The organism is Pseudomonas sp. Marseille-QA0332, from assembly GCF_054950175.1.
In genome coordinates this window covers 914,631-937,190 of sequence record NZ_CM143106.1, presented here as the reverse complement: position 1 = coordinate 937,190, position 22,560 = coordinate 914,631, and the positions used below count along the sequence as shown (strand labels likewise).

Sequence of the window (22,560 nt, the reverse complement as noted above, 5' to 3'; positions counted from 1 at the left end):
GGACTATCATCATGAAATACCCGACCATCGCCCTGTGCGTGCTCGCGCTCAGCGGCTGCGCCAGCCAGCAGACCCGGGAGATCCCGGTACAGATCCTCACCGCCCCGCCCGCCGAGGCCCAGGCCACCGAAGTGGCGCGCAGCGAACAGGTGCTGCGGCCCCAGGACGTGCTGGAAGTGATCTTCCACTTCCCCAATACCAGTACTGGCGCCTATGCCATCCAGCCAGGCGACACCATCGACCTGAACTTCCTGTCCGCCAGCGGCCTCAATGGCAGCCAGCTGGTGCAGCCTGACGGCAGCGTCACCTTGCCCAGCACCAATTCCAGCGTGCGTGTCGCCGGCTTGACCACCAGCCAGGCCGAAGCCGCGATCCAGCAGGAGTTTCGCAACAAGCGGGTGTTCCAGAACAACCGTGACCAGGTGACCGTGCGCGTGCTCACGCCGATGAGCAGCGAAGCCAACCTCAAGAGCGCCCTGACCCACCCCAACAGCGGCATGAGCCGCGACATCATCGTCGGCACCGATGGCCGCGCCACGTTCCCCGAGATCGGCTCGGTGCCGCTGCAGGGGATGACCTTGAACCAGCTGCGCGAATACCTCAACCAGCGCTACGCCAGCCTGCCCGGCCGGATGACCGTCGACGTGCTGCTCAAGGCCACCGCGGCCAACGAGATCTACGTACTGGGCGAAGTGGCCCAGCCCGGCTCGTTCCCCATCCGGCGCCCGGTCTCGGTGCTCGAGGCGCTGACCCTGGCGCGCGGGCCGACCCTCAAGGCCAAGCTCGGCTCGGTGGTGATCATGCGGCGCACCGGCAACCACGTGCAGGCCGTGCGCTACGACGTCGACGAAGCGCTCGCCGGTGGCAGCCAGCCGATTGCCTACCTGCAGCCCGAGGACATGCTCTACGTACCCAAGACCAAGCTGGCCAGCGCCGGCGAACTCACCAGGCAACTGGCCGACGTGGTGCTCTTCCAGGGCGTCAACTTCGGCTTCAGCTATCGCGCCGACAACAAGAACAGTGTCGGCAATTGAGCAGGGATACCTTCATGATCGCCCAACCCAAAGAGAACTACGTGCATGAGTTCTTCCGGATCTTCTTCGCCAACCGCCAGTTGGTGAAGCGGATATTCCTGGTGTTCGCCGTGTTCGCCATCGTCCTGCCGCTGGTACTCAAGCAGAGCTACGACATCCCAGCGCAGGTCATCGTTCAATCGAAGAAGCTCTCGCAGAGCGACACCAGCTCGGCCCTTGGCCAGCAGGCCGACACCTTCATCCCGCCAAGCCTGGCGGACATGGAGACCGAGAGCAACATCCTGCGTTCGCCGGCGCTGATCCGCGAGACCATCGCGCAACTGCGCGAGGAAGGCCACTACCAGGGCGAGCCGAGCTGGCTGGCCGACCACGTTACCACGCCGCTGCGCGAACACGTGATCGAGCCGCTCGGCCGGCTGTTCGCCGACGAGGACAGCGTGGTCCGCGATACCGAACTCGATGCGCTGACCGAAGAGGCCATCAGCGAGCTGACCGTTGCCACCCTGCCCGGCTCCAACGTGATCTCGCTGAACTATGCCGCCGAGGATGCCCACCTGGGCACGCTGTTCCTCACCCGCCTGCTGGACAACTTCCTGAAGAACCGGCAGAACCTGCAATCCAACGAACTGCCGGAAACCTTCTACCAGCAGAAGAAGCTGCACTACCAGACCCGCCTGGGCGAACTCGAAGGCCAGCGGCTGGCATTGCTCGAAGCGATCAGCTCCTCCGATCCCAAGGAAGAGATGACCTTCCGCCTCAACGCCATCAACACCGAGGAACAGGCGCTCAACGCCGCGCGTGACCGGCTGCTGCAGAACCAGCAGTGGCTGGACTACCTCAAGAGCAGCCGGGCAGCGGCCAGCTCGGCCAAGCTGGCCGACTACAGCTTCCCGTACACCTTCGTCACCACCGCCGACAACCTGGTGCTCGAGGACCGCGAGATCAAGCAGCTCGGCGAAATGCTGACCGCCCAGATGGCGCGCTACAACAGCGATCTGGCAGTGTTCCAGGCCAGCTCCGAGCCGATGCTGCTGCTGCGTGAACAGATCACCAGCACGCGCAACCAGCTGCTCAAGGTGGTCGACAACCGTATCCGCGAACGGCTCCAGGAGCTGTCCGTGACCCGCCAGGTGATCGAGCAGAAGAGCCAGCGCATCGCCGACTACAAGGAGCGTATCCACCAGTTGCGCGAAACCCAGAGCCAGACCCGCCAGCTCGACACCGAGATCGAAGCCTTGCACCGGGCCTTCTCGACCTACGCCCAGCGCTACGAAGAAAGCCGTGGCCAGGGCCTGCTCGACGGCAGCCAGTCCAACGCCCGCGTGCTCAGCGCGCCCTACGAGCCGACCAGCGCCGCGTTTCCCAAGCCTGGCCTGATCATCCCGCTGGGCCTGCTCACCGGCTTGCTGCTGGCGATCGCGGTGGTCTACGTCAGGGAATTCTTCGACCGGCGCTTCAAGCATCCGGCGCAGATCGGCCAGCAGCTGGGGCTTCCGGTACTGCTGGTGCTCAACGAACATGCTCCGGCCTTGGCCAACCCGCATCCGCGCTGGTCGCTGCCACGTCTGATGCACTGGGTGCGCAATTGAACGCCGCCGTCCAAGCCGGCCCGGGGATGATCTTGCACCTGCTCAGCAGCGGCGGGTTCTACGGTGCCGAGCGCATGCTCCTGGACCACTGCCAGGCAACGCCAGGCCAGCATCGAGTGCTGTTCATCGATGCCCCGCCGGAGTTGCTGGCCCGCTTTCGCGCGGCCGGGGTCGAGTGCCAGGCGTGCCCGAGCCTTGGCGTGCTGTTGCGGTTGCTCAGAGGCGAACGCGACAAGCGCCCGCTGATCAACACTCACAACTTCAAGGGCCTGGTGTTCGGCTGGGTCGGCGCCACCCTGTGTCGGCTGCCGCTGGTGATCACCCAGCATGGCTTCACCCCACGCAGTCGCAAGCAACGCTTCTATACCTGGCTCAGCCTGCAATTGTGCCGTACGCGGACCGTCGACCGCGTGGTATGCGTGGCCGACAGCATCGCCCGGCTGCATCGCCAGGCCGGGGTCGCCCAGGACAAGCTGCAGGTCATTCCCAATGGCCTGCCACAATCCACCACCCCGGTGGAGCGCAGCCAGGGTCATGGCTACTGGCTGGTCGGCTACGTCGGCCGGCTCAGCAGCGAGAAAGGCCCGGACCTGTTCCTCGATGCGCTGATCCCGCTGTGCCAGCGCCAGCCCAAGGTCCGCGCGGTGATGCTCGGCGAGGGGCCGGAGCGGGCGACGCTACAGGCGCGGATCGATGCAGCGGGGCTGACCGAGCGCATCAGCCTGCCGGGTTTCCAGAACGACATGCGTCGCTGGATGACCCGCCTGGATGCGCTGGTGATCAGTTCGCGTACCGAAGGTACGCCGATGATCCTGCTCGAGGCCATGCAGGACGGAGTGCCTGTGGTGGCCTTCGGGGTCGGTGGCATTCCCGATGTCATCGAGCATGGTCGCAGCGGGCTGCTGGCAACGCCCCTGGCCGTGGCGGAACTGGCCGACCACCTGCAGGCGCTGCTGGACGACCCGGCCCAGGCTGCCGAACTGGTGGCCCAGGCCCGTCGGACCCAGCGCGAACGCCATCACCTGCCGACCCTGGCGCAGCACTGGGCCCAGGTCTACCGGCGCGCAGCACAGGAGACTGTCGCATGATCATCCCACTGTCGCTGATCAGCCTGGTGGCGCTGCTGAGCCTGGGGTTGCTGGCCAGTCCCTACCCGGCCCTGGCGCCGGGCGCGGTGCTGGGCCTGGCCGGTGCACTGGTCCTGTATCGCAAGCCGGCCTGGGGCCTGCTGGCGATCGTCGCCCTGGTTCCGCTGGAAGGCATCCTCAAGGACAAGCTGCTGTCCGGCGCCAAGCTGGTCGGCGTGGGCATGATCCTGATCCTGACCTTGCAGCTGGCGGTCCGCCAGTTGCCGGCCAGTCGGCTGGCCAGCAACCAGTGGCGATTGCTGCTGCCGTTCATGGCCTTGTACCTGTTGAGCCTGTGGACCAGCGACATGCTGAGCATGTCGCTGGTCCACCTGCGCGAACTGACGGTCGGCCTGATCGTGTTCGGCATCACCTTGCTGGTGGCGCGCGAGCTGAGCCTGCCGATGCTGGCCCGGCTGGTCACGGTCAGCGTCTGCATCAGCTGCCTGTTCGCCATGTTCATGACCAAGTACCAGCAAGGCGGGCGGGCCTCGGCCTCGCTGGACCCGAACAACTTCGCCCTGCTGATCACCATCGCCATGCCCTTGGCGCTGTGGCTGGCGCTCAAGAGCCGCATGCTGCTGGTGCGGTTGTTCTGGATCGGCTGCTGCCTGCTGCTGCTGGTCGGCATCACCAAGACCGAATCGCGTTCGGGCCTGGTGGTGATGCTGGCAAGCCTGGGTATCGTGCTGTTCAACTATCGCCAGCAACTGACCAGGATCAGGCCCCGGCACCTCGGCTTCGCCATGCTCGGGATCGCCCTGCTGGTACCGGCTGGCGCCGCCTTGATGCCGGACAGCTATGTCAAGCGCATCCAGTCCTTGGTGCTGCTCAAGGGCGGGGTCAACGCGCACAAGGACGAATCGCTGGGGCGACGCGCTTCGTATCTGCTGGTGGGCCAGGCGATGATCAGCCACAGTCCGGTACTCGGCACCGGCCCCGGCACCTTCCCGATGCACTACGCCCAGACCGGCTACGCCGTGGCGTTCGCCCCGACCAACAAGCCCGGCGAGCTGTACCGTGCGGCGCACAATACCTACCTGCAGGTCTTCAGCGAGACGGGGATCCCGGCCGGGCTGCTGTTCGTCGGCATGGTCGGCCTTGCCTTGCGCAACTTCTGGCATGCCCGCCGCTGCTGGCTGGACTGCGGCAACCATGAGCAGGCCGACCTGATGACCCACCTGACCATGAGCATGCTCGCCCTCGCGACGTTCCTGATGTTCCTAACCGCCTACAACCATAAATACCTGTGGCTGATGCTGGCGCTTTCCAGCGTGCTGGTCAGCCAGGCCGCCGAGGCACGCAGGTTGGAGATGACACGATGAGCCTGGTAAGTATCGTGATTCCGATGTTCAACGAGGCCCGCCATATCGGCCGCACGCTCAAGGCGGCCCGGCGAGCCGCGGAAGAGGCCGGTGTGGCCTGCGAACTGGTGGTGGTCGACAACGGTTCCAGCGACAACGGTCCACAGATCGCCCGTGAGCACGGCGCACGCGTGCTCAACCTGCCCGGCCAGCCGATCGGGGCATTGCGCAACCAGGGCGCGCGTCACAGCCTGGGCGACTGGCTGGCGTTCCTCGACGCCGATATCGAGGTCCCGCGCAACTGGCTGCTACTGCTGCTCGACCTGCAACGCCGCGGCGAAGGCGACGTGTTCGCTCTGGATTGCGACACCCCGCGCCAAGCGCCCTGGTTCGCCTATGCCTGGCAACGGCGGACCTTGCGCGCCGGACAGACCGTGCAGGACTGCAGCTGGCTGCCCACCCCCAACCTGCTGATGCGCCGCGAATGGTTCGACCAGGTCGGTGGCTTCGATGAGCGGTTGCGGACCGGCGAGGACAAGGACTTCACCTTGCGCCTGCACGCGGCCGGTGCGCGCCTGCGCGTGCTGCGCCATCCCGTGGTGTTGCACTGGGGCTTCGAAGGCAGCTGGGCGGAATGGATCGGCAAGGAGCTGTGGCGCCAGGGCAGCCACCTGCAACTGTTGCGCAGTCACGGTCCCAGCTTGCGCCTGCTGCGGTTTCCGTTGCTGTCGCTGCTGATCTGGCTGTTCGACGCCCTGGCGCTGTCGCTATTGCCCACCGGGGACGGCCAGGCCGTCCTGCTGATGCTCGCCGTCGGTGCCGTCCCGGCGCTGGTCCTGAGCCTGCGCCAGAGTTTGAAGCACCGCGCCCCGTTGTTCGTCCTGCAGCTGTGGGGCCTGCACTGGATTCGTCTGCACCTGGCCGGAGCGGCCTGCGTGCTCAGCCTGTTCAATCGCACCGCAAGGAGGCCCGCCCGTGGCTGAGTTCGTTTTCTGGTTGTGCCTGTTGTTGCCCGTCTATGCCTGGATCGGCTATCCGCTGCTGCTGACGCTGGCCGCGCCCTTTTTCCCCAGGCCGCGCCAGCCCCGGCAATCGCCGCAGCGGGTCAGCGTGGTGATCGCCGCGCACAACGAAGAGCGGCATATCGTGCACAAGCTGCGCAGCGTGCTGCGCCAGGACTATGTCGCCGCCGACCTGCAGGTGATCGTAGTCAGCGACGGTTCCAGCGACGGGACCGTGCAACTGGCCCGTAGCCTGGGCGACCCGCGCGTCGAGGTGCTCGACCTGCCACGCATGGGTAAGGCCGGCGTGCTCAATACCGGCGTCGGCGCCTGCCGTGGCGATATCCTGGTATTCACCGATGCCGACAACCAGTGGGCCGACAATACCCTTGGCCTGCTGCTGGCACCGTTTGGCGACAGCGAAGTCGGCGCCTCGGCCGGACACATGATCATTCCGGTATCCGGCAAGGGCCTGAGCCTGGGCGACAGCCTCTACCGCCACTACGAAGCCTGGCTGCGCAAGGTCGAGAACCGCACCGGCTGCATGGTTTCGGCCGACGGGGCCTTGCTCGCCGTGCGCCGCGAGCTGTACCAGGAAATTCCCAAGCAGGTCAATGACGACTTCTTCATCAGCACCTGCGCGCCGGCGGCCGGCAAGCGCATCGTCTACGTGCCCGAAGCCGTGGTGCTGGACCAGGGTGTCGACGAGGCCGGCAAGCAGTTCCGCCGTCGCCAGCGGGTGACCGTCGGCGGCCTGTTGAGCCTCGCCGCCCGCCGCGAGCTGCTCAACCCGCTGCGTCACGGGCTGTATGCCATCGCCCTGATCAGCCACAAACTGATCCGCCGCCTGGCACCGGTCCTGCTCGTGCCGCTATTGCTGGCCAACCTGTGGCTGGCCAGCGAACCGGGCCTGTTCCGCGTCACCCTGGCGGCCCAGTTGCTGGGCTATGCCGTGGCCGTCGCCGGCCTGCTCGACGTCCGCCGTCGCCTGCCCAAGCCGTTCCGCCTCGCGGCGTTCATGCTGGTCACCCTGGCCGGCATGAGCATGGGCCTGTGGCAGTTCCTGCGGGGACACAGCTACAGCCAATGGAACCCGGACCAGAACCGCTGAGGCCAGGAAATGCCGATCAAGACCTTCATCAAGCAGGCCAGCGGGTGGTTGTACTTCAACTCGCCGTATGGCCGCGACAAGCTCCATGGCAACGGCGTGATCCTCATGTTGCACCGTGTCCTGCCCGACGATGCCAGTGCCGCCCTGCCTCACCGCAACGAGCTGTGCATAGGTCAGGAGACCTTCGACGGCCTGCTGCAATGGCTGTCCCGGCACTTCGACTGCATGAGCCTCATGGAGCTGCTCGAAAGCCGCGGGAAACCTGCCTGCAAAGGTCGCCCGCGGGTGGCGCTGACCTTCGACGACGGCTGGCGCGACAACGCCCTCAATGCCTTCCCGCTGCTGGTCAAGCACCAGGTGCCAGCCAGCATCTTCCTGTCGACCGACTACATAGGCAGCCGCCAGCGCTTCTGGTGGGAAAGCGTCGGCGAAACCTTGTGGGGCAGCCACGGCGAGGCGCCGCGCTACCGGCTGATCGAACAGTTGCGCAAGCTCGGCCGGCCGATGCCGGTGAGCTACTTCCTCAATGCCCACCCGGTGGCGCGCAGCCTGACCCTGGCGCGCTTCCTGCAAAGCCTCAAGTCCCTCAGCCCGCAGGCGCTGCACCTGCTGACCGATGCCTGCCCGACCGAGTCGCTGCCCCAGGCGATGGACTGGCAGCAGGTACGCGAACTGGAAGCTTCCGGCCTGGTGCGCTTCGGCCCTCACGGCGCCAGCCATGCGCTGCTGCCGTTCCTCGACGACGAGAGCTTGCACCAGGAGCTGCAGCGTAGCCATGACGCCCTGCTCAGCGGCTGCCGCAACCCGCTGCCGGTGTACTGCTACCCCAACGGCGACCATGATGCGCGCGTGCGCGACAGCGTGGCCCGACATGCCTATCCCTGGGCACTGAGTACCCGGCCTGGCGTCTGCCAGGTCGATGACGATCCACTGGCCCTGCCACGCATCGGCGTCAGCCAGCACAATGCCAGCCGCCCAGCACTGCTGGCCTGGCGCATCAGCCGAGGAGGCCGCGCATGAGTCGCAACACGTACATTCGTCATCTGGTGCTGAGCATGGGCACCAAGCTGGCGATGATCGCCTTGCGCCTGCTGCGCAACGTGCTGCTGGCACGCATCCTCGGCCCAAGCGAACGGGGCCTGTTCGCCCTGCTCAGCTCGCTGCCGGAAATGATCAGCGCGGTCACCAGCGGCGGGCTCAACAGCGCCATCAGCTACCAGGCGGCCCAGCAGCGCTCGATGGGCCTGTTGCTCACCCAGGTGCTGGTCTATGGCTGCCTGCTGGCGTTGCTGCTGACCGTCTTCTGCGTGGCGATGGTGCGTCATTTCGCGCCTGACCTGGAGGTCACCGTGCAACTGGGCCTGCTGGCCTGGCTGTTGCTGATCGCCGTTCCGATGACCGTGCTCAAGAGCGGCCTGCTCAACCTGCATAACGCCAGCGGTAACGTCGATGGATTCAATGCTTTGCGCCTGACCGAGTCGCTGGCGCCGCTGCTGCTGTTTCTGGGGATGTTCTGGATGTGGCAGAGCCAGGCCCTGGAAGCGGCGCTGATCAGTTGGCTGATGGGGCTGGCGGTGGTGCTGCTGCTGGGCCTGTGGTGGCTGTCGCGTGACCACTCGATCCGTCTGCGCTGGGATCGCCTGGGCCAGCGCGAGCTGCTCACCTACAGTGCTCGCAGCCATCCCGACGTACTCTTCCAGCAGGTGATCCTGCGCTCGGACTATCTGTTCATCGGCGCGCTGCTGGGCAGCACCGCGGTGGGTCACTACGCCATGGCCAGCGCTGCCGCCGAACTGTTGCTGATCGTCCCTGAAGCGGTCACCACGCCGTTGATGAAACGCCTACTGCAACAGGACGAGGCCATGCAGAAACTCACGCCCATCGCGCTACGCCTGACCGGCACGGTAATGCTGGGTGCCTGCCTGTGCATGGCGGTGATCGGCAAATGGCTGATCGTCACCTTGTTCGGCGCGGAATTCGCCCCTGCCTACCCGGCTCTGCTGGCCCTGCTGCCGGGGATGTTCGCCATGTGCTACACCAGCATCCTGCGCCTGGACCTGCTGGGCAAGAACCGTCCCGGCGCGGTGTCGAAGATCATGGGCACGGCAGCGGCGCTGAACCTGCTGCTCAACGTCATCCTCATTCCGACCTATGGCATCCTTGGCGCGGCCATCGCGACCTCGGCCTGCTACCTGCTGGTCACCGCCTGGATGCTCGCGGTGTATTGCCGGCTGAGCCAGGTCTCGGTATGGCAGACCTTGTTCGTGCTGCCGAGCGACTACGCACCATTGCGGCAAATGCTGCAAGGCAGGCCGGCATGAAGCCGCTGTTGCTGATCGGCGCGCTGGTCCTGCCGGTGTCGGCCGCCGAGGTGCATTGGGACGGTATCCGCGATGCCAGCCTGTACCTGTCGCCAAGCACCGGGGATGAACTGCGCATTCGCTGGCAGCCGGCCTGGCAAGCGGCGGCCAACCCGGAGCGCATCTACCTGCTCGATGGCCAAGGTCGCCTGCAGGCCGAGCGCAGCATCGCCGCCGATCAGCTCGAGGGCGAGCTGAGCTGGCCACTGGCTCCAGGCGGGGGTCCGTATCGCCTGGAGATTCCCGGCTACAGCTTCCGGCGCTTCCAGGTCGAGCACAGCGACGCCACCCAGGCGCTGCTCGCGCCGGCCAAGGTCCACTTCGCCGCCGAGCCGCAGTCCGACCTGACCCTGTACTTCCGGGTCAAGGCCAATCAGCGGGCGATACTGGGCGGCAAGTACCACGACGGTGTGCGGCGCCTGCAGGTGGAGCGCCTGAGCGACCGGCGGACGCTGCGCCTGCCGCTGGCCGATCATTCGGCCTACTGGCGCTTCGACCGGCTGCCGCTTCCGCTCAGCGGCCAGGACGAGACCTGGCGCCTGACCCTGCAGGGCAACGGCAAGGCTGCCTTCTGGCTCGATGGCACGGACAACCTGTTCGCGCAAAGCGCCAGCCAGCTCGCCGAGCTGCCGTTGGCCGATGGCCAGGCCACCCTGGTGGTGGGCGACAAGGTGCTCGGCCGCACCCCCGACCTGGGGGTCGCATTGCCCTACCATACCCTTCCGGCCAGCGCCCAGGCGCCCCTCTCGGCGCTCTCGCCCCAGGCAGGCGGTTTCTACAGCCTGGTCGACATCATGGCCGAGCGCCCGCTGTACGAGAATCTCTGGCGCCGCCTGTACCAGGACCTCTACGGCATCGATCACGACATCACGCTGCTCGCCGCCCGTGGCCGGGTCGCCGAACTGGAGGCCGACCGCACGACCCTGGGCGGCCTGGATGCCTGGCTGGCGGCGACCCGGATGCTCGGCGGGCAAGGCGTGCATTACCTGGCCTTCGCCGATGAACCTAACCTCAACTACCGGGACTATGCGAGTTTCAGCCGCTATTTCCAGATCATGGCCGAGCGGGTGCGCACTACGCCGGGCGCCTACCAGGCCGGCGTGCGCATCGCCATGCCAGCCTCCTCGCGCTTGCTCGGCGGGCCGTTCGCCGAGAACGCCGATAGCCGCCGCGGCATCGACTGGGCGCGACGCCTGCTGCAGGAGCATGGCCAGTACATCGACGCGCTGGCCTGGCACGAATGGATGGTCCGCGACCTGCTGGCGACCCGCAGCTACCGTGACAGCGTTCGCCAGGCTGCCGCCCTGGTCGGCCTTGACGACCACGGCAGGCCGCGCAAGGCGTTGCTGCTGGACCAGACCAACATGTCCAGCGGCGCCAGCCTCAGCCCGTATGACCAGAACACCCACTATGGCGCGCTGTGGTGGACCTCGGTGGTGATCAACGCCTCGGCCGACGGCCTGCTCGACATGCTCAACTGGTTCCATGTGGCCGATGAGCCCGGCTGGCCGAAGGGCATGCTCAGCGTCACCGGCGTAGATCGCTTCGAACTCAAGCCGGCCGGTCGTGCCCAGCAGTTCATCGCCCGCCATTGGCTGGAACAGGTGCTGGCGCTGGACAACGACGCCTTCGAGCTCGATGCGTTGGCCATGGCCGAGGGCGCTCAGCGCGTGCTGCTGGGCGTGAACAAGGCCGATCGACTGCAGCATGTCAGCCTGCGGGGCGTGGACTGCGGCGCGGCCCGCCTGGAGCTGTTCGGTCCGCACGACCAGCCTCGGCAAGCCGGCTTCGACTGTAGTGCCGGCCAGATGCGCTTCCAGTTGCCTGGACAGACCGTGTTCGCCTTTGCCTGGAGCGTGCCATGAGCCTGTCCATCGGCCTGCGTCCCACAGGAGGCATCATGACCATCACGCTTGGTTCGCCCAGCCACAGGCCTGGCCGCTTCGTCGCCCTGGCGTGCAGGCTGTGGCGCCACGTCTTCGAACATCAGCGGCTGATCTGGCTGCAACGTGAACTGCGCGACGCGCCGGGCCAGGCGCAGGCGCCGGACCCGAGCGTGCATGTGGAAGCCATCGCCGCGCACAACCTGGGGCCGCTGCAGCGACATTTCCCCCAGCGCATGACGCAGATCCGACACCTGGCTGCCGAGGGGTACACCGGCGTCATGTGCGTGGACGCCAGCGGCGACGCCGTGGCCATGAGCTGGGGCAGCACCCGGCACTATCACGATCGCCATGGCAGTGGCTGCTGGTTCGCGGCCGACCCAGGCGCGTATTTCGAATTCGCCAGCGAGGTGATCGCGCCCTACCGCGACACCCGCCTGGCCATGACGCTGCACCTGGCACTGGCCAAGGCGATGGCCGCCCAGGGTTGCCACAGCGCCACCACCGTTTGCCAACCACGAGACACCCTGGCGCAGCAGGCCTGCCTGCGCATGGGCTACAAGGAGCAAGGACGAATCATGAATGTGTACCGCCTGTTCGGTCGTTGGACAGTCTCGCTTGAAACCCGCTATCGAGGGACCCGGCTGCGCCTGTCGCAATCCGCTGCGGTCCGGGCCGATGCCCCTGGGGAGGTGTGACCATGGAGTTGCAACTGAGCTGGTGCGATTCACTGCACGACGACACCTTCCCCGCCACCGAATACGAGCAGTTGCGCCAGCGCCTGCCCGGCAGCACGCCATTCAATCACCTGGGCTGGTTGCGCGCCGCCGAAGACGCCCTGCAGCCTGGGCAGCGCCTGCAGATCCTGCTCGGGCGCCAGCAGGGCCGGCTGAACCTGTGCCTGCCACTGGTGCGCGAGCATGAACGCTTCGGTCCCTTGCGCGTGCCGGTGGTGCAGCATCTGGGCCACCCATTGAGCGATCGCATCGCCATGCTGGTCGACCTGCCGCCGGCACTGGCCGGGACGGTGCTGCAGGCGATTCGCCGGCGCCTGCCACATGCCATGCTGCGCTTGAGCGAACTGCCGGACGGCACGCCGCACGCCAGCTGGCTGGCCAGCTGGGCCACGCGCAGCTCGACCTTCGAGCGGCGCCTGAGCTGCCGGGTGCCGGTACACCGGATCAGCGAGGCCGATCGCCAGGAAGTGAGCGGCGACCCACGCTACAAGCTGCGTCGCGCGCGCAAGCGCATCGCCGCCTGCGGGGCGACGGTACGCCGGGTGCTGGCGAGCCCGCACGACATCCAGGCCCTGCTCGACGCGGTCAGTGCGGTCGAGGCGGCGAGCTGGAAGGGTGACGACGAGGTGGGCATCTTTTCCGGCCAGACGCGCCGCCAATGGATGTACCAGGCGTTCACCGCCCTGGCGGCCGAAGGGTTGGTCTGCCTGGTGCTGCTGGAGCTCGATGGCCGCTGCATCAGCTATCGCCTGGGGCTGATCGAGCGCGGCCGGGTCTACGACTACAACCTGGCGTTCCTGCCAGAACACCGCGACCTGGGCAGTGGCCGGGTGCTGCTCGAGGAATGGATCCACTGGGGCCTGGAGGCTGGCTGGGATTGGGTCGACGCCTCGCGTGTCAGCCTCGAGAACTCCAGCCACCAGCTGCACGAACGCATGACCGGCGATATCGAGCAATGGCGCCTGAGCTGCTACAGCTGGCGTCCCGACGGCCTGGCGCTTGGCGCCGCGCTGCGCTGCTGGCGCTGGCTCAAGCCACGCCTGAAACGAAACCAGGACCACACGCCCGCCACCACCCCAGCCGCCACCACCAAGGAGAGCCCGAATGCCGTCCCAAGTCATAGTCAACGCTGACGATTTCGGGCTGGATGCGCCCACCAATGCCGTGATCCTGCGTGCTTTCCAGACCGGCCTGATCGGCTCGGCGACGGCCATGGCCAACATGCCGGCCTTCCCCGCCGCCTGCGTGCTGGCCCAGCAACCGGCGCTACGCGGGCGCATTGGCCTGCACTTCAACCTGACCTACGGCCGCCCGCTCAGCCAGGCGATACTCGCCGAGCCGCGCTTGTGCACGCCCCAGGGCGAGTTCGAGCTGCGCATCCGGCGCAGCGCCTTGCGCCTGTCGCGCAGCGAGCAGGCGGCGATCGAGCAGGAACTGGAAGCGCAGTGGCAGCATTGTCTGCGCCATGGGCTCAAGCCCAGCCATCTCGACTCGCACCAGCATGTGCACAACATCTGGCCGGTCGGCATGATCGTCGCGCGCTTCGCCCGCAAGAAAGGCGTGCCGGTGCGCCTGGCTCGCAACCTGGGAGGCAACATCGGCCCGGCCAAGCGGCTGTTCAAGGTGCTGTTCAACTGGCGCCTGCGCCAGCTCTGTGGCGCTACCGCCGACTACGTCTGCACCCCGGCGGATCTCAAGGCGGGCCTGGCCCCCCGCGGCGGCGTGCTGGAGGTCGTGGCACACCCCAGCGCACTGGGCTCGAAGGACTTCGGCGACGCCTACCTGGCACCGGGTGAATCGCTCAAGCACCTGGTCGAACACTTCCTCCACGGGATACCTTCGATCAGCTATGCCATGCTCGCAGCCAAGCGTGGCCGGCCGCAAGGCCGCGCCCGCGCGCCCATCAATGCCCCCAGCGCCGAACGCTGAACGCCCAGGCCCGGCCCTGGCGGCGGCGCCGGGGCTGGGCATGTTCGCGCCGCACCCAGGCGGCGCATAGTTGTGACCCGTGCATCGCCAAGCTGCGGCTTGCTGTGCTTCCCGACCAAGGAGCCAGCATCATGTCGCAACTGCCTGAACTCAATCCCCATCATGACCTGATCGAGCAACGCCTGCCCGCCTGGAGCCGGCACGCCACACCTGAACACTGGTACGCCCTGCTTGAGCAGCATGCGCCTGCCCAGGGCCTGCCCGGACAGGAGGCCGACTGGTTCGCCAATGCCGCGCCCGATCTGCGCGCAGCCGTGTTGCAGGCGCAAGCCGTGCTGCAACGCTCCCAGCAGCGCCTGGCCCGTTCGCTACGCGGCTTGAAGCAGATCAGGGCATTCGCCGAACCTTTGCTCGCGCAACACCTGCTGGAGCGACACGGCTTGCAAGCCCCGCTGCAGGACTGCGAGCTGCTGTGGGTCCGCCAGAGCTGGCACTGGCAGACTGGACGTTGGCTCAAGCAGCATGAGCGGCAAAGCCTGCTGCAGGCCGCGCTGCAGAATTTCGCCGATGACGTCAGCTTTGCCGACGACAGCGCAGTGGCCAGACGCGCCGATATCGACGTGATACCCATCGTGGTGCGTGGCTCGATCCTTGTCAGCCCCGATCTGCCTGCGGCCGACATCGACCTGCCTTCGGAAGCCTACCGGGTCACTGCCCTGCCCCTGACGCCCGCCGCGTTCGCGCAGGGCTGCCGCGAGCTGGACCTGGGCCGACAGTACCAGGCCCACCTGCGCGAGGTGTTCGAAGCACCTGACACTGGGCCAGACGTTCGTCGCCAGGCGCTGGCCGTCCACCGCGCCCGACTGCGTGTGGCCGCCGAACTGGCCTATCTGCGTCATCGAATCGGCGGCAGGGCCAGGGATGCGCTGCTGGAGCTGATCGAGGGTGGATCGCAGCGCTGCTGGCAGTTGAGCCTGTTCGACATCCGGCTGCATGAGGCTACGCTCATCCAGGTCGATGCCGTGCTGTTGCTGTACTTGCCTGGCAGCGAGGTCGAACTGCGTCAGTTCGACAGCTGGCAGGCCGTGCTACAGGCGCTGCGAGACGATGTGCGTCAAGCCACGCGGCGCCAGGCGATGCTCGCCCACGTCGCTCTCGAACAGCGCGCCGACTTCAATCGAATCCTGTTGCAGAACCTCGATGGCGACCTCCATGTGCAAAGGCTGCCGCTCGGGCCAACGTTGTTCGAGCACTGGCAGGATGACCATCTGGCGCGACTCCAGCACGAGGCGCGGCTGCTCGCCGTGCCTACCGCCGACGCCGACGAACAGGCACGTCGACGACGCCTGGCTGGCTGGCGGGACCTTGGTCTGGATGTGCTGACGCTAGCTGGGTTCTTCGTTCCCAGCGTAGGCTCGCTGATGCTTGCAGTCACGGCGTTCCAGCTGCTCGATGAAGTCTGCGAAGGCCATGCCGCGTGGAGCGTGGGTGACCGTGACATGGCCTTGCGGCACTTCGCGGCCGTGGGCCTGAACCTGGCCCTGCTGGGCGGGTTGCACCTGGCTGGCAAGGTCGTGCCACGGCTGTTCAACAGCCAGCTGATGGAATCGCTCGAAGAGGTGCGACTGAGCGACGACAGTCAGCGCCTGTGGCGACCGGAGCTCGCCAGTTACCGCAGCGACATGCGCTTGCCAGCCGATCTGCAAGCCACTCCTCAAGGCCAGTATCGCTATCAGGACAAGACCTACATCCGCATGGACGGCCATTTGTACGAGCAGCGCCTGGACCCGCGCAGCGGGCAATGGTGCATCGTCCATCCCAGCGAGCCTCGAGCCTACCAACCAGCGCTGGAACATAACGGCCAAGGTGCCTGGCGGGCCGAGCACGAGCAGCCGCTGGACTGGAACCTGACGCAACTGGTCAGCCGCCTGGGCGGGACGTTCGCCCAGACGCCGGCGACCGACGTACAACTGGCCGAGAAGATCAGCGGGATTGGCAGGGCGTCTTTGCGTCGCGTTCACCTGCGTGGCGAACCGCCCGCGCCGCTGCTGCTCGACACCCTGGAACGGCTGGCAGCCGCACGCCAGGCACAGGCACGCGTGGCGCAGGCAGCTGGGGAAGATTTCACTGGCGCGTTCAGCCAGGCCTACCAGGACGGCATGCCGACAGATGAGGCAGTCCGCCGTCTGTGCCAGGACTATCCGCGCCTGAGCGCACCGCTGGCTCGCCGCCTGTTGCTGCCGCTCACGCCAACCCAGCGCATGGCCTGGCAAGCGCACGGCGTGCTGCCGACGTTCCTCGTCCAGCAGGTGGCGCGGGTGCATGAAGCCTTGCCGCTGGTACGCGCACTCGAAGGCTTGCACCAGCCGCTTCTGGCCAACCCTTGCAGCGAGCGCCTGGTGTTCGCTGGCCTCGAACGGCTCACCGTCTGGCCCGACGACTTGCGCCTGGAACTGCGCGCCGACAGTCCACAAGGAGCGACGCTGGCCAGCGCTGGCCCACGCCATGCCTCCCAGCTACGCATCGTGTTGCGCACGCCGCGCGGCTACGAGCCGGACCTGGGCGAGCGCCCAGCCGCCGCTGCCACCGACAAGGATCTCTGCCAGGCCGTCCTGCGCGCGCTGCCCGCGGCACAACGCGAAGCGTGGCGAGCAGGCGGTGCCGACGAGCTACGCGCGCAATTGCAGGCGCAGGCCGAGCGTGCCCGAGAGGCCTGGGCATGGCGGCTTGGCAGGCCCTCGATGCCACGCCCGCGCGGCCTGCTGCGCGGTGGCGGGCCGACCGACTATCCGCTCATCGCGTCGCCACGCGGGTCATTGCGGGCCCGTTACCAGCGACTTTTCCCGGCCGCCTCCGATCTGGAATTCCAGCAGGACCTGGCGCGTTGGCAGCGTGAATTGCGCACCGCCGAAGTCGAGTTGCGCCATTTGGAGCAACGCCTGCGCCAACTGCGCGAAACGCTGGCCCAGTGGGCCGCAGAAAGCGACCGTCGGCAGCGCATGACGCAGGCGATCATCAATGCCTGGCGCCGCGACGACACGATCAACATGTTCGATGGCCAGCCCGTGCCAGCCCTTACGCTGGAGGGCCTCGACGTGCAGGACCAGGACCTGGCCTCGCTGCCGCTGCCGCCAGAGTTCACTCACGTACGCGCGCTGAACCTGAGGCTGAACGGTCAGCTGACCCAGCTCCCAGCGGCGTTCCTGGGGCGCTTCCCGGCACTCGAATACCTGCACCTCGATCGCTGTCGCTTCGCCCAGCTACCGGTCATCGACAACCCAGCCGGGCTGTTCTGGCTGGACCTGCAAGGCAATCGCATCACCTGGGACGCCGCCGCCCAGGCGAGTCTGGAACGCTTCACCCACCTGCGGGTGCTGGACCTGTCCGACAACCCGCTGCTGGTCGCACCGGATCTGGGCGCATTGTCGCAACTGCACAGCGTGCATCTGTCCGGCTGCAGCCTGAGCCAACTGCCACGAGGCCTGGCGACGCTGCGCGAACCGCTGGTGCTAGATCTGGGCGAAAACCAGTTCCAGCAACTGCCAGCGGACCTGCACCTGCCAGAGCAGACCGGCCAGGCGCTGCGACTGGAGAGCCCCTGGTTGTCGCCGCAGGTCCACGAGCAGATCCATGACTATCATGCCCAACATGGCGTGGACTTGCTGGTGGCGCACATGGACTACGAGGAATTGCTCGAATACGCCACTGCCTCGGACTGGCCTGCCTGGACCAGCCTGCCGTTGCAGTATCGACGGGATCTTCGGGCCTTGCTGGACACCGAGAGGTTCCTCGATCATCCCGAGCAGGCTCACCGCGAACTCTGGCTGCGCCTGCGGCGCATGCATGCCGACCCGGCCTTTCGAGCCTTGGCGTTGGCGCGACCTGCGCTGCTGCTACCCGAGCTCGATCCGTGAACGCTAGCGCAAGCCGTGCCAACCGCACTCAGCCTGGCCATCCAGCCATTGCTCGAAGGCCGCCGCAGGCATTGGCCGGGCGACCAGGTAGCCTTGGCCCTGGTCGCAACCGGCATTGCGCAGGAAATCGTACTGCCTCTGGGTCTCGATACCTTCGGCGGTGATGCGGAAACCCAGGGCATGCCCCAGGTCGATGATCGCCCGGGCCACCGCCACGGCATCGTCGTCACCTGGCAAATCCTTGATGAAGGCGCGATCGATCTTCAGATGATCGATCGGCAGCGTGCGCAGGTAGGCCAGCGATGAATAACCGGTACCGAAATCATCCACGGCCGTGGCCACACCGAGCTCTTGCAGCCGAGCCAGCACCTGGCAGGCCTGTTGCTGGCTTTCCATCAGCAGGCTTTCGGTGATCTCCACTTCCAGCAGGTCGGCTGGCAAGTCGTACCGCCGCAGCGCCCCGACCAGACTGGCGACATAGTCGCTGCGCTCGATCTGCAGCGCCGCGACGTTGATCGCCAGCGGGCCTGGCAAGCGTCCGTCGCCACGCCACGTCGCCAGTTGCGCGCAGGCCAGGTCAAGGACCCGCTCACCCAACGGAATGATCAGCCCGGTACGCTCGGCCAGCGGGATGAACTGACCCGGCGGGATCAGGCCGTGGCTTGGATCGCGCCAGCGCAGCAGCGCCTCGACACCTTCCAGGCGACCGCTGAACAGGTTCACCTTGGGCTGGTACCAGAGTTCGAACTCGTCGGCGTCCAGCGCCCGACGCAAGTCGCGCTCCAATGCCAGGCGCTGGCACAGGCGCGCAGTCATGTCCGGATGATAGACGCGCCAGCCGTTGCGCCCCGCCTCCTTGGCGGCATACATGGCGGTATCGGCATGACGCAGCAGGTTGTCGCTGTCCACGCCATGTCGCGGGCTCCAGGCGATACCGAGGCTGCCGGTGACCAGCACGGCATTGCCCGCGAGCTCGAACGGCCGCTGCAAGCACTCGAGCAGCTCATGCAACTGCCTTTGCACCTGCGGCGGGTCGCCGAGCAGGACGAACACGAACTCGTCGCCGCCGAGTCGACAGGCACAGTCGCCGGCCGTCAGCGCCGAGAGGAAACGCGCCGCGGCCTGCTGCAGCAACAGATCGCCCACGGCGTGTCCGAGACTGTCGTTGACCTGCTTGAAACCATCCAGATCCAGTAGCAGTACGGCCAATGCGCTGCCTTGCTCCAGCGCCTGGGTCAGCCGGCGTTGCAACAATACCCGGTTGGGCAGGCCGGTCACCACGTCGTAGTGCGCCAGCCGCTCCAGTTCGGCCTGGGACTGGCGCAGCTCGCGGTTGCGCTGCTCGACCAGGCGGCTGCTGCGATTGAGCTGGGCAACGAACAGGCTGAACAGCGCCGTGCTGCCCAGGGCTAGGAAGAACAGCGGGGAGCGCAGCAGGCTGAAGGCCGCCCAACCTTGCCGAGGCGTGGCCACCAGCTGCCATGAGCCGCCTGGAACATCCACCATGACGCTCACCTTGGGGTCCTCGAACAAGCGGCCATCGCCCCAGATCAGCGCGCCCTGCTCGCCCTTGCCATCGCCACCGCGCAGCGCCAGGCTCGACTCGCTGCCCGGCATCAGCCCCGCGCCGCGCAGCAACAGTTCGATATCGGCGACGATGGACAGGTTGCCCCAGTAGAACTTCACGCCCCGCTTGCCATCGACGAATACCGGTCGGCGATAGATCAGCGCCCGCCCGCCCTGGCGCAGCTCTACCGGGCCGGCCAGCACCGCCTGGCGCCGTTCGCGCGCCCAGCGCAGCATCGGGTACTGGTCGGGCAGGCGCCGGTAATCCATGCCGATGATGTCCCGGTTGCCATCGAGCGGGTAGACATCGCTGACCACGTCATCCGGCGCCATCGACACATGGCGCAGGTAAGGCGCCGAACCCAGCGCCTCGCGAACCATGCCGCGAAAATGACCACTGCTGATCTGGCCATCGGCCACGATGAGCTGGGCGATCCCCTCCGTCTCGCCAAAGGCCGCGCGCAGCTGCGCTTCGAGGCCGGCGCGAATGCCCGACAGGTGGGCGGTGATTCGCGCGACCTGCTCGCTTTCCTGGCGCTGCACATCCAGCCAGCCAAGCGCGATCGACAGGCCGATGCCCGTGAGCGCCAGGCCAATGGGCAGTATCCGGTCGACAGTGCGGCGCAGCGTGCCGCAAGCCGCCGATGAGTCATCCTTGAAGGCAGTCGTGGTCGTCATGGTTTGGAATCAGGTGCGATTGCCGCTGTATCGGCGGCATGACGGGTAAGTTGAGCGGCGCGCTGCAAGCTGCAGGTAAAGGCAGCACAGCGTCGCGACGGCAAACTCATCGCAGACGCTTATCCCGGCTCGGACCACTCTTGCTTGCCGCTCGCGGCTTGCAGCTTGCGGCTGCGGCTTGCGGGCTGCCCCTCGAACCTATTTACTGAGAGGAACGCCGGACGACTGGGATGGACGATGGCATGCGGATCATAGAAAAGAACGCCGACCTGGTACGAAGCCTCACCCTGGCCGAAGAGGAGCTTCTTGCCGGCTTCGCCCGGGGTACGCTTTCCGGGCCTCGGGTCATGCAGGCCAACCAGTTGCTGATGAAGGTCCGCAGCGAAGGCCATTGGCTCGCCTGCGACTGTCGCCCGGATGAGCCGCCCGTGCTCAATGTCACGCTCAATGGCAGTACCGGGACGCTGTTCCTGAAGAACAACCCCGGCACCGCCGAGCATGCCAGCGGCTGCCCGTTCACCAAGGACGAGCGCGAAGCCGCCGAGCGCGAACAGCAACCAGGCGCTCCGGCAGCCTGGCTGCCACCGGATACTCCCCTGCGCCTGCTTGGCGACTTCCGCCGCACGGCCGATGCCAACGCAGCCGCGGCGCCCGCTGACGGTGGCGATCGGCGCGAGCAGCAACGGCTGCTCTCGCTGCTGCTGACCTGGATCGAGGCCAGTGGACTGAATCTCTACGCCACCCATCTGAAAAAGGATCTGACCAGCCAGTTCGCGCAACTGCGCGGCGTGGCCGCTCGCTATCCGTTGTTCGAACGCGTGCCGGCCAGCAACTACCTGGAAACCCGCCTGGACATGAAGCACCTGATGATGCTCAAGGCGCGCCTGCGCGAAGCCACCGTGTTCGGCAAGCACAGGCGCCACGGACTGCTGCTCGACTGCGTCGAGCGCATCCAGGCGCGCAAGATGGTCACCACGCGCGGCGAAGAGGGTTTCGACTTCCAGGGGCACCACCTGGTCTGGGGTGGCGCCCTGACCAAGGGGCCGCTGCTGGCGCTGGCGTTGTATTCACCTGCCACCGCGGGCAGCCAGTTCTATCAGCTGATCAATGTCGCCAGCGTGCCAGTACTGTCGCGTCGGCATCTGTTCCCGGTCTACCGCGACGAAGAGCGCGAACCGCTCAAGGCCCTTGTCTCGCTGATCGACTGGATGGCCTCGAAGGGGGTCAAGGTACACATGCGTCGGCCGGTGATCGGCGGCGCGGTGATGGATGAGCTGGTCCTGACCTCCGATCTCGACCGAGTGCTTTCGGTGTCGTTGCTCGAAGAGCCGATCGGCCCAGAGCCGGACATCGAGCATTTCAAGCGCTATGCCGACTTCAAGAGCCTGGAGACTTTCCGCCGGTACGTCGCGGGGTTCTTCATGCGCGAGCGGTGAGCGGGCTCGCGCTGGTGCATTTGACGACGGCATGGCGATCCGGCAGCGTCCAGGCCCGCTGCCAATACGAGCGTCTACGCCGGAAAGACTCGCGCGGATCTGGCGATTTCCTACACCGTGCAGTGAACCTGCATCGATAAAAACGGTCTCTGGCTGACGGTCAAACCACCGACCGGTTCGCCGGCCTGGTCATCGGGCCTACATCCGTCCTGTAACATGCGAAGACCAACATGCCTGAATCCCGCTCCCTCACTGTCCTCGCCGCCCTGCGTGGCGGCCTGATCGGCGCCGTGCTGGCGATCGCCACGCCCGCCCATGCCGAAGACGCTGCCAGCGACGCACGCTGGGTCAGCGACAGCTTGAGCACCTACGTGCGCAGCGGCCCCACCGATGGCCACCGTATCGTCGGTACGCTCAAATCTGGGCAGAAGGTGACGCTGATCGGTACCCAGGGCAACTACAGCCAGGTTCGCGGCCAGAGCGGCGATGTCGTATGGATTCCCACCAGCGACCTGCAGTCGGTACCTGGCCAGTACGAGCGACTGCCGCAGCTCGACGCCCAGGTGACCCAGCTGAGCGACCAGCTCAAGACCATCGATGACAACTGGAAGAACCGTGTGCAAGGCATGCAGGAAACGCTCGATTCGCGCAAGTCGCTGATCACCGAACTCGAAGCGCGCAACAAGGACCTCAGCCAGCAGCTCGAGCAGGCCCAGTCCAACCTGCGCGATACCCAGGCCCGCCTGGGCGACGAGAACAAGCAGGTGATGATGCGCTACATGGTCTATGGCGGCAGCATCGCCGGTGCCGGCCTGCTGGCCGGGCTGATCCTGCCGGCGCTGACCCGCGGCCGCAAGCGCAACGATCGCTGGTTCTGAGAGAAGCGGCCCG

Annotated in this window: 16 protein-coding genes; 15 read left to right on the top strand and 1 reads right to left on the bottom strand. The window is 66.7% G+C overall.

The genetic code is table 11. The features are described from left to right. Nucleotides 1-11: 11 nt before the first annotated feature. The 13 genes from ACY8GK_RS04635 to ACY8GK_RS04575 all read left to right on the top strand — a co-directional run bounded on the left by ACY8GK_RS04635 (nt 12) and on the right by ACY8GK_RS04575 (nt 17,989). Complete coding sequence (locus ACY8GK_RS04635) at nt 12-1,034, top strand: polysaccharide biosynthesis/export family protein (RefSeq protein WP_196174860.1); 1,023 nt, start codon at nt 12-14, stop codon at nt 1,032-1,034. A gap of 14 nt (nt 1,035-1,048) precedes the next feature. Then, nucleotides 1,049-2,623: a GumC family protein gene (locus ACY8GK_RS04630; protein WP_462402445.1), complete on the top strand. Its 1,575-nt coding sequence runs from the start codon at nt 1,049-1,051 to the stop codon at nt 2,621-2,623. A 26-nt stretch (nt 2,624-2,649) separates the two neighbouring features. Continuing rightward, nucleotides 2,650-3,711: a glycosyltransferase family 4 protein gene (locus tag ACY8GK_RS04625; protein WP_196174952.1), complete on the top strand. Its 1,062-nt coding sequence runs from the start codon at nt 2,650-2,652 to the stop codon at nt 3,709-3,711. Next, nucleotides 3,708-5,075 (top strand): O-antigen ligase family protein, encoded by a 1,368-nt coding sequence (locus tag ACY8GK_RS04620; RefSeq protein ID WP_196174862.1) that lies wholly within the window; start codon nt 3,708-3,710, stop codon nt 5,073-5,075. Before ACY8GK_RS04625 ends, ACY8GK_RS04620 begins: the two co-directional genes overlap by 4 nt. Next, entirely contained in the window at nt 5,072-6,037 is a 966-nt protein-coding gene (locus ACY8GK_RS04615; RefSeq protein WP_196174863.1) for a glycosyltransferase family 2 protein, read from the top strand. Before ACY8GK_RS04620 ends, ACY8GK_RS04615 begins: the two co-directional genes overlap by 4 nt. Next, on the top strand, nt 6,030-7,166 hold the full coding sequence (locus ACY8GK_RS04610) for a glycosyltransferase (protein WP_196174864.1): 1,137 nt from the start codon (nt 6,030-6,032) through the stop codon (nt 7,164-7,166). The genes ACY8GK_RS04615 and ACY8GK_RS04610 overlap by 8 nt, the downstream gene beginning before the upstream one ends. A 9-nt stretch (nt 7,167-7,175) precedes the next feature. After that, nucleotides 7,176-8,186, top strand: a complete 1,011-nt coding sequence (locus tag ACY8GK_RS04605; RefSeq protein WP_462402444.1) for a polysaccharide deacetylase family protein — start codon at nt 7,176-7,178, stop codon at nt 8,184-8,186. Next, entirely contained in the window at nt 8,183-9,487 is a 1,305-nt protein-coding gene (locus ACY8GK_RS04600) for a lipopolysaccharide biosynthesis protein (protein ID WP_196174866.1), read from the top strand. The genes ACY8GK_RS04605 and ACY8GK_RS04600 overlap by 4 nt, the downstream gene beginning before the upstream one ends. Next, on the top strand, nt 9,484-11,391 hold the full coding sequence (locus ACY8GK_RS04595; RefSeq protein WP_462402443.1) for a hypothetical protein: 1,908 nt from the start codon (nt 9,484-9,486) through the stop codon (nt 11,389-11,391). The genes ACY8GK_RS04600 and ACY8GK_RS04595 overlap by 4 nt, the downstream gene beginning before the upstream one ends. Beyond that, on the top strand, nt 11,388-12,107 hold the full coding sequence (locus tag ACY8GK_RS04590; RefSeq protein WP_462402442.1) for an N-acetyltransferase: 720 nt from the start codon (nt 11,388-11,390) through the stop codon (nt 12,105-12,107). The genes ACY8GK_RS04595 and ACY8GK_RS04590 overlap by 4 nt, the downstream gene beginning before the upstream one ends. Nucleotides 12,108-12,109: 2 nt before the next feature. Beyond that, a complete protein-coding gene (locus ACY8GK_RS04585; RefSeq protein WP_196174869.1) occupies nt 12,110-13,279 on the top strand; it encodes a GNAT family N-acetyltransferase in 1,170 nt (389 codons plus the stop codon). After that, nucleotides 13,251-14,075, top strand: a complete 825-nt coding sequence (locus tag ACY8GK_RS04580; protein ID WP_196174870.1) for a ChbG/HpnK family deacetylase — start codon at nt 13,251-13,253, stop codon at nt 14,073-14,075. Before ACY8GK_RS04585 ends, ACY8GK_RS04580 begins: the two co-directional genes overlap by 29 nt. A gap of 131 nt (nt 14,076-14,206) precedes the next feature. Then, nucleotides 14,207-17,989 (top strand): dermonecrotic toxin domain-containing protein, encoded by a 3,783-nt coding sequence (locus ACY8GK_RS04575; RefSeq protein WP_462402441.1) that lies wholly within the window; start codon nt 14,207-14,209, stop codon nt 17,987-17,989. A gap of 3 nt (nt 17,990-17,992) precedes the next feature. On the opposite strand, the gene ACY8GK_RS04570 is transcribed toward ACY8GK_RS04575, so the two are convergent. Further along, nucleotides 17,993-20,233 (bottom strand): putative bifunctional diguanylate cyclase/phosphodiesterase, encoded by a 2,241-nt coding sequence (locus tag ACY8GK_RS04570; RefSeq protein ID WP_462402440.1) that lies wholly within the window; start codon nt 20,231-20,233, stop codon nt 17,993-17,995. A gap of 242 nt (nt 20,234-20,475) precedes the next feature. Here ACY8GK_RS04570 and ACY8GK_RS04565 point away from each other — a divergent pair, with 242 nt between their 5' ends. Together ACY8GK_RS04565 and ACY8GK_RS04560 are read left to right on the top strand one after the other, a co-directional pair. Beyond that, the gene (locus ACY8GK_RS04565; protein WP_462402439.1) at nt 20,476-21,669 is read left to right on the top strand and encodes a hypothetical protein; all 1,194 of its coding nucleotides are present in this window, start codon (nt 20,476-20,478) and stop codon (nt 21,667-21,669) included. A gap of 230 nt (nt 21,670-21,899) precedes the next feature. Next, nucleotides 21,900-22,547 (top strand): TIGR04211 family SH3 domain-containing protein, encoded by a 648-nt coding sequence (locus ACY8GK_RS04560; RefSeq protein WP_196174873.1) that lies wholly within the window; start codon nt 21,900-21,902, stop codon nt 22,545-22,547. The last annotated feature ends 13 nt before the right edge of the window (nt 22,548-22,560 follow it).

Coding starts and splice junctions, on each gene's coding strand:
- ACY8GK_RS04630 (WP_462402445.1), top strand. CDS start 1,049: ATGATCGCCCAACCCAAAGAGAACTACGTGCATGAGTTCTTCCGGATC.
- ACY8GK_RS04570 (WP_462402440.1), bottom strand. CDS start 20,233: ATGACGACCACGACTGCCTTCAAGGATGACTCATCGGCGGCTTGCGGC.
- ACY8GK_RS04620 (WP_196174862.1), top strand. CDS start 3,708: ATGATCATCCCACTGTCGCTGATCAGCCTGGTGGCGCTGCTGAGCCTG.
- ACY8GK_RS04560 (WP_196174873.1), top strand. CDS start 21,900: ATGCCTGAATCCCGCTCCCTCACTGTCCTCGCCGCCCTGCGTGGCGGC.
- ACY8GK_RS04590 (WP_462402442.1), top strand. CDS start 11,388: ATGAGCCTGTCCATCGGCCTGCGTCCCACAGGAGGCATCATGACCATC.
- ACY8GK_RS04565 (WP_462402439.1), top strand. CDS start 20,476: ATGCGGATCATAGAAAAGAACGCCGACCTGGTACGAAGCCTCACCCTG.
- ACY8GK_RS04595 (WP_462402443.1), top strand. CDS start 9,484: ATGAAGCCGCTGTTGCTGATCGGCGCGCTGGTCCTGCCGGTGTCGGCC.
- ACY8GK_RS04625 (WP_196174952.1), top strand. CDS start 2,650: ATGATCTTGCACCTGCTCAGCAGCGGCGGGTTCTACGGTGCCGAGCGC.
- ACY8GK_RS04605 (WP_462402444.1), top strand. CDS start 7,176: ATGCCGATCAAGACCTTCATCAAGCAGGCCAGCGGGTGGTTGTACTTC.
- ACY8GK_RS04585 (WP_196174869.1), top strand. CDS start 12,110: ATGGAGTTGCAACTGAGCTGGTGCGATTCACTGCACGACGACACCTTC.
- ACY8GK_RS04600 (WP_196174866.1), top strand. CDS start 8,183: ATGAGTCGCAACACGTACATTCGTCATCTGGTGCTGAGCATGGGCACC.
- ACY8GK_RS04575 (WP_462402441.1), top strand. CDS start 14,207: ATGTCGCAACTGCCTGAACTCAATCCCCATCATGACCTGATCGAGCAA.
- ACY8GK_RS04615 (WP_196174863.1), top strand. CDS start 5,072: ATGAGCCTGGTAAGTATCGTGATTCCGATGTTCAACGAGGCCCGCCAT.
- ACY8GK_RS04580 (WP_196174870.1), top strand. CDS start 13,251: ATGCCGTCCCAAGTCATAGTCAACGCTGACGATTTCGGGCTGGATGCG.
- ACY8GK_RS04635 (WP_196174860.1), top strand. CDS start 12: ATGAAATACCCGACCATCGCCCTGTGCGTGCTCGCGCTCAGCGGCTGC.